This window comes from Micromonospora citrea, from assembly GCF_049629545.1.
GTDB lineage: Bacteria > Actinomycetota > Actinomycetes > Mycobacteriales > Micromonosporaceae > Micromonospora > Micromonospora citrea_A.
In genome coordinates this window covers 108,502-115,742 of sequence record NZ_JBNADX010000022.1, presented here as the reverse complement: position 1 = coordinate 115,742, position 7,241 = coordinate 108,502, and the positions used below count along the sequence as shown (strand labels likewise).

The window sequence follows — 7,241 nt, the reverse complement described above, 5'->3', positions numbered from 1 at the left end:
GGGGGAGGGAGGGGTGGGGAGAAAGGTGGGCGACACGGGGGGAGGGCGGGGGCGGGGTGGGGCGATCGTCGTTACCGTGTGCGTGTGTCGAAGCTCGGCGTGCGTGGGTGGCTGCTGCTCGGGCTCGTCACCGTGGTCGTGCTGGCCGCCACGGGGGTGTGGAACCCGTTCCCGACGATGTGGGACTGGGTCGACCGCCGGCAGCCCATCTCCGAGCCGGACGTGGTCTGGCAGCAGCGCATCGGCGGCACCCCGAAGAGCGTCACCATCGCCGGGGACACCGTCGTGGTCGAGCAGCGGACCCGGGTGGAGGCCCGCAGCCTGGCCACCGGGGCGCAGCTGTGGGAACGCAAGGCCGACTGGGCGGCGGTGGCCGGCGGCGACAAGGACCCGGTCGTGGCCGTCGGCAAGCTCCTGGTCAAGGGGTACGAACTGCTCGATCCCACCACCGGGGCGGTGCGCCGCCGCGACGGCGACGCGGTGGCCGTGTGGACGTACCGGAACATGCTGCTCGACGCGCGCTGCGTGGAGCCGACCGACTGCACCCTCTCCGCCTGGGACCCGCGCGGCACCGCCCCGCTCTGGACGGCGTTCCTGCCGGGCGTGAGCACCGGCCTGTTCGCCGACAATCCGAACCTGCTCGGCACCCGCCGGCTCACCGCGCCCCGGATCGACGCCGGGGCGGCCGGCCCCGAGGCCGCGCCACCGCTGCTCGGCTTCCCGGTGGACGGCCGGGTGCACGTGGTGGACACCGCCACCGGCCGGGTGGTGCAGAACGTCGAGCCCGGCCGGGACGAGCGGCTGGCCGTGATCGGCGGCCGGATGCTCCGGATCAAGGCCGTCTCCCGCGACGGCACCTGCCAGTACGCCGTCTCCGCCCGCGAAGCGGCCACCGGGCAGGAGGTGTGGCGGCGGGCCGGGGTGAACCTGCGTACCGCCGACAGCGCCGGCTGCGTCCAGCGGGAGGACCCGCAGGGCGCCCGCAACGTGCTGATCGGGGTCGCCCCGGACGGTCGGGAGGCGGTCATCGACGGGTACGACGGCCGACTGCTCCTGGTCGACGCCGAGGGGGAGAAGCTGCTCGCCGTCGACGACCGGTACGCCCTGGTCCGTGCCGCCGACCGCAGGTCGGTCGTCGGCCGTCAGTTCGGCGTCGACCGGCCGCGGTGGACCCGTCCGTCGACCGGCAGGGCGGGTGCGGCGCTCACCCCGTACGCGGCGGTGGTCAGCGAGGAGAAGCCGAACCGGCTGATCGCGCTGGACCCGCGTACCGGCCGGGAACTGGTCGTCCTGCGGACCAGCGCGAACGCGCTGGCGGTCGGGGCGAACGGGATGATCATCGGGGAGGGGCGGGAGATCGGGTACGTCCGCTTCGGCGCGGGCACGGGCGTCCCGCCCGTGTCCCCGCCCGACGGTGGCGGCGTCGGTGACCGGGGTGGCGACGACGGCGCGCCGGGCGTCGAGGACAGCTGTGGACCGAAGCGGGAGCTGTGCCCCGACCCGCGCGACAAGGACGGCTGAGCGCGACACGTCCCGCACCGGTGAGAGCGGCGTCCCACGCCACACCCGGCGGGTGCCACCGATCGACCGGTCTGCCCTAGGCTTTCCCGTCATGAGCAGTGCCGCCGCGTTCTCGTACGCCCCCTTGCTGCCGACCGGCCCGGACACCACGGAGTACCGCCTGGTCACCGACGAGGGCGTCGATGTCGTCAACGGCCCGGGGGGCCGCCGGTTCCTGACGGTGGAGCCGGCCGCGCTGACCGCGCTGACCGCCGAGGCCATGCACGACATCGCCCACTACCTGCGCCCCGCGCACCTGGCCCAGCTCCGGTCGATCATCGACGACCCGGCCGCTTCGCCGAACGACCGGTTCGTCGCGTTGGACCTGCTGCGCAACGCCAACATCGCCGCTGGTGGCGTGCTGCCGATGTGCCAGGACACCGGCACCGCGATCGTGATGGGCAAGCGCGGCCGGCACGTGCTCACCGACGGCACCGACGCGGAGGCGGTCTCCCGGGGCGTCTACCAGGCGTACACCCGGCTCAACCTGCGCTACTCGCAGCTCGCCCCGCTGACCATGTGGGACGAGCGCAACACCGGCAGCAACCTTCCGGCCCAGGTGGAGATCTACGCCGAGGACCCGGACGGCCACCCGGACGCGTACAAGTTCCTCTTCATGGCCAAGGGTGGCGGCTCGGCGAACAAGTCGTACCTCTACCAGGAGACCAAGGCGCTGTTGAACCCGACGCGGATGATGCAGTTCCTGGAGGAGAAGCTGCGGCTCATCGGCACGTCGGCCTGCCCGCCGTACCACCTGGCCATCGTCATCGGCGGCACCTCCGCCGAGTACGCGCTGAAGACCGCCAAGTACGCCTCCGCGAAGTACCTCGACGCGCTGCCCACCGAGGGCTCGATGACCGCGCACGGCTTCCGTGACCTGGAGCTGGAGGCGCAGGTGCTGGAGCTGACCCGTAACTTCGGCATCGGGGCGCAGTTCGGCGGCCGGTACTTCTGCCACGACGTGCGGGTGGTCCGGCTGCCCCGGCACGGCGCGTCCTGCCCGGTGGCGATCGCGGTCTCCTGCTCGGCCGACCGGCAGGCGGTCGCCAAGATCACCCCGTCGGGTGTCTGGCTGGAGCGGCTGGAGACCGACCCGGCACGCTTCCTGCCCGACGTGACCGACGAGACGCTGGAGACCGAGGAGGTCGTCCGTGTCGACCTCAACCGGCCGATGGACGAGATCCGCGCCGAGCTGTCGAAGTACCCGGTGAAGACCCGGCTGTCGCTGACCGGCCCGCTGGTCGTCGCCCGGGACATCGCGCACGCGAAGATCGCCGAGCGGCTGGACGCGGGCGAGCCGATGCCGCAGTACCTGCGCGATCACGCCGTCTACTACGCCGGCCCGGCCAAGACCCCCGAGGGTTACGCCTCCGGCTCGTTCGGCCCGACCACCGCGGGTCGGATGGACGCGTACGTGGAGAAGTTCCAGGCGGCCGGCGGCTCCCAGGTCATGCTGGCCAAGGGCAACCGGTCGGCGCAGGTCACCCGGTCCTGCCAGCAGCACGGCGGCTTCTACCTCGGCTCGATCGGCGGCCCCGCCGCCCGGCTCGCCCAGGACTGCATCAAGCACGTCGAGGTGCTCGAATACCCCGAGCTGGGCATGGAGGCGGTCTGGAAGATCCAGGTCGAGGACTTCCCCGCCTTCATCGTCGTGGACGACAAGGGCAACGACTTCTTCGCCGAGGTCACCAAGCCGGTGCTGACCGTCGGCCGGCGCTGACCCGCGCGCCGGCTCGTCGGGCGTCCCGGCGGCCGCCCGGCCACCCACGCCGTCCGCAGAGGACTTGACCCGCCCCGCTTCAGTGAGCGGTACGGGGATGTCGACGTCCTTCGGAGGGTGACAGATGAACAGACCGAGCACGCTGCGGGTTGCGGTCGTGACGACCGTCCTGGCCGGCGCCGCCCTCGCCGGGCCGGTCCCCCCGGCGGTCGCCGCCGTGCCCGACGTCCGGGCCGCCGGCACGCCGGCCGTCGGCGCGGGGCCCGGTCGGCAGGACGGGAACCCGGTGCCGGCGCCGCACCGGGCGACCCGCCGGGACGCCCACCAACGGGACGCGACCGCGAACACCCTCGCCGAGGGGATCGCGACGCGGGCCGCCCGCGCTCCGGTGCCCCGGTGGAAGTCGGCCGCCCCGACCGGCGGGCGGGAGCCGGCGGACCAGGGCGCCGGGCTCGCCCCGCGGAGTGCCCCGGCCGGCCCGGCGAAGATCCTCGGCTCCGGCCCGCCGGTCGCCGGGATCAACGGAACCAGCTGCACGTTCGGCACGATCGAGGAGGCCATCGAGCTATCCCCGGCCGGGTCGACGATCTACATCGCCCCGGGGGTCCATCCGGCCGCCCAGGAGGACGTCGACTACAACATCGGCAAGACCCTCGACCTGGTGCAGGGCACCGCGAACTGCCAGCCGACCACCGGCGGCGCGGCCACGAACGTGGTCCTGCAACGCCACCCGGGGTCGAGTCTCGACGCGGTGGTGGAGGTGATGAGCGGCGTCGCGGTGCGGCTCGAACGGATCACCGTCGAGGGCGGCAACTCCGCCGAGGGGACCCTGCACGTACGGGACAACGGGATCGCCGTGCTCGACGGCGCGATCGTGCGCGACGGGGTGAACCCGTCCAGCACCGTCGGCGGGGGCGGTGTGCAGGTGATCGGCCCTGGCGCGCAGCTGTACTCGGTGAACAACTCGCAGATCGAGAACAACCGGGCGGTGCTGGGTGGCGGCATCTACGTCGACGACGGCACGGTCACCATCGACGGGTTCGACAACGTCGAGTTCAACGCGGCCGGGGCGAACGGCGGCGGCATCCACGCGACCAACCGGGCGACGGTGGTCCTGGCCGGTAACGCCGACGTGACCAGCAACTCGGCGACGAACCGGGGCGGTGGGGTCTACCTGACCGGCGGTTCGACCCTCTCCGTGTCGGAGGGGAACACCGAGATCGGATGGCCCGGCCAGAGCAACACGGCGTACATGGGCGGCGGCATCTTCGCCGAGGGCGGCTCGACGGTGACCCTCGGCCACGGGACCCAGTCGGGCAGCGTGTCGAGCAACCGGGCCACCTACGGTGGCGGCGTCTACGCCCTCGGCGCGGGCACCACGGTGCGGGTGAGCGGGTACGGATCGGTCGAGAGCAACGTGGCGTCGGCCAACGGCGGCGGCATCCTGGCGACCCAGGGTGCCCTCGCCGACCTCGACAACGGGGCGTCGGTCTCCTGGAACAGCGCCGGTGGCCTGGCCGGCGGGGTGATGGTCTTTGCCCCGGCGAGCCTCGACGTGGACGGCGGGCCGGGCGGTGGCACGCGGGTGCACCTGTCGGGCAACTCGGCCACCACCGACGGCGGCGGCATCTGGGCCAGTGGCGCCGCCACCCTCGACGACGTGGTCGTCCGGGACAACACGGCGGCCAACGGGGGCGGCCTCTACCTCACCGACTCGGGACGGGTCAGCATCACCGAGAACAACGGCTGCACTCCCTCCTGGCTGGAGAAGGAGAGCTACTGCAACGAGTTCCGGGCCAACACCGCCGGAACCGCCGGTGGCGCGATCTTCGCGGCGGGCGGCGACGTCACCGCCGTCCAGACGGCGTTCATCGGCAACCGGGCGGGCAACGCGGCGGTGCTGTTGGCGAACGGTGACGCGGTGGTCGGCCTGCGGGCCTCCCTGGCGGTCTCGAACACCGACGTGAACCTGTACGACGAGGCTCTCGTCACCGGACGCCACACGTCGTCGATCACCCTGGTGGGGATGACGTTCGCCCGGCACACCGAGGCCTTCCTCGACACCGACGAGACGGCCACCGCCACCGTCAGCCGGGTCCTCACCACCACCGGCACGCTGACGCTGGCCGGCATGCCGGCGGGTGGGTGCAACATCAGCGCCGTCGGCGCCACCCTGCCCGGCCTGCTCGTCACGCCGGTGCTGTTCCGGTCGACCATCCGGACCGACCACCTGCCCGCTGCCGGCAGCCCGGCCCTGGACCGGTGTCCGCTCTCCGGCGGTCACCACACCGACCTCGACGGCACCAGGGTCGTCGATCTCGCACCGGCCGGGATCGACGATCACGACGTGGGCGCCTTCGAGGCCACCTCCTAGCCGCGCACGGGTCGGACGGTGGCCCGTCGCAACTCCGCTTCCTCCTGCGAGCCGTGGCCGGGCGCGGCAGGATGGAACACGTGACCAGTGCAGAGGCGGCGGGCTACCGGATCGAACGCGACTCGATGGGCGAGGTGGAGGTGCCCGCCGAGGCGCTGTGGCGGGCGCAGACCCAGCGCGCGGTGCAGAACTTCCCGATCTCGGGGCGGGGCATCGAGCCCGCCCAGATCAAGGCCCTGGCCCAGATCAAGGGGGCGGCGGCCCAGGTCAACGGCGAGCTGGGGGTGATCGCCGCCGATGTCGCCGAGGCCGTCGCGACGGCCGCCGCGCACGTCGCCGACGGCGGGTACGACGACCAGTTCCCGATCGACGTGTTCCAGACCGGCTCCGGCACCTCGTCCAACATGAACGCCAACGAGGTGATCGCCACCCTGGCCAGCCGGGAGCTGGGCCGGGACGTGCACCCGAACGACGACGTCAACGCCTCGCAGTCCAGCAACGACGTCTTCCCGTCCTCGATCCACCTGGCCGCCACCCAGTTCGTCGTGGAGGACCTGATCCCCTCGCTGAAGCACCTGGCCGGGGCGCTGGAGGAGAAGGCGGCCGAGTTCGAGACGGTGGTCAAGGCGGGGCGTACCCATCTGATGGACGCCACCCCGGTCACTCTCGGGCAGGAGTTCGGTGGGTACGCCGCGCAGGTCCGCTACGGCGTCGAGCGGCTGGAGTCGGCGCTGCCCCGGCTGGCGGAGCTGCCGCTGGGCGGCACCGCCGTGGGCACCGGCATCAACACCCCGTTCGGCTTCGCCGGCAAGGTGATCGAGAAGCTGCGCGCCGCGACCGGGCTGCCGCTGACCGAGGCGCGCAACCACTTCGAGGCGCAGGGGTCCCGGGACGCGCTGGTGGAGACCTCCGGCCAGTTGCGGACGATCGCGGTCGGGCTCTACAAGATGGCCAACGACATCCGCTGGATGGGCTCCGGCCCCCGCGCCGGCCTGCGCGAGCTGCGCATCCCCGACCTCCAGCCCGGCTCGTCGATCATGCCGGGCAAGGTGAACCCGGTGGTCGCCGAGGCGGTGCGCCAGGTGTGCGCGCAGGTGATCGGCAACGACGCCACCGTGGCGTTCGCCGGTTCGCAGGGTGACTTCGAGCTGAACGTGATGCTCCCGGTGATGGGCCGCAACCTGTTGGAGTCGATCAAGCTGCTCTCGGCGTCCAGCCGGCTCTTCGCCGACCGTCTGGTGGTCGGCCTGGTCGCGGACGCCGAGGTCTGTCTGGCGTACGCGGAGGGCTCGCCGTCGATCGTCACCCCGCTCAACCGCCACCTCGGGTACGACGAGGCTGCCTCGATCGCCAAGGAGGCGCTGGCGAAGCAGGTCTCCATCCGGGAGGTGGTGATCTCCCGGGGGCACGTCGACTCCGGCAAGCTCACCGAGACGCAGCTCGACGAGGCCCTCGACCTCCTCCGCATGACCCACCCCTGACGGTCCGGTGTGATCGACCCCGATGGTGATCGACGCCGTTTGCGGCGTGGGGGGGGGTGTTGGTTGGGGGGAAAACCCAAAAAAAAAAATCCCAGGAGGGGGGAAA

4 protein-coding genes are annotated in these 7,241 nt (G+C 72.4%); all 4 read left to right on the top strand.

Going from position 1 to position 7,241, the window contains the following annotated elements:
- The first annotated feature begins 111 nt into the window (after positions 1–111).
- The 4 genes from ACPFP2_RS22430 to ACPFP2_RS22415 all read left to right on the top strand — a co-directional run bounded on the left by ACPFP2_RS22430 (position 112) and on the right by ACPFP2_RS22415 (position 7,135).
- A complete protein-coding gene (locus ACPFP2_RS22430) occupies positions 112–1,521 on the top strand; it encodes a hypothetical protein (protein ID WP_424091140.1) in 1,410 nt (469 codons plus the stop codon).
- A gap of 91 nt (positions 1,522–1,612) precedes the next feature.
- On the top strand, positions 1,613–3,280 hold the full coding sequence (locus ACPFP2_RS22425) for a fumarate hydratase (protein WP_424091133.1): 1,668 nt from the start codon (positions 1,613–1,615) through the stop codon (positions 3,278–3,280).
- Between the two features lie 124 nt (positions 3,281–3,404).
- A complete protein-coding gene (locus tag ACPFP2_RS22420) occupies positions 3,405–5,654 on the top strand; it encodes a hypothetical protein (protein WP_424091132.1) in 2,250 nt (749 codons plus the stop codon).
- 80 nt (positions 5,655–5,734) lie between these two features.
- Positions 5,735–7,135, top strand: a complete 1,401-nt coding sequence (locus tag ACPFP2_RS22415) for a class II fumarate hydratase (RefSeq protein WP_424091131.1) — start codon at positions 5,735–5,737, stop codon at positions 7,133–7,135.
- Positions 7,136–7,241 lie beyond the last annotated feature (106 nt).

Bases quoted from the DNA above. Each gene is read 5' to 3' on its own strand.
- ACPFP2_RS22425 (WP_424091133.1), top strand. From the start codon at position 1,613: ATGAGCAGTGCCGCCGCGTTCTCGTACGCCCCCTTGCTGCCGACCGGC.
- ACPFP2_RS22420 (WP_424091132.1), top strand. From the start codon at position 3,405: ATGAACAGACCGAGCACGCTGCGGGTTGCGGTCGTGACGACCGTCCTG.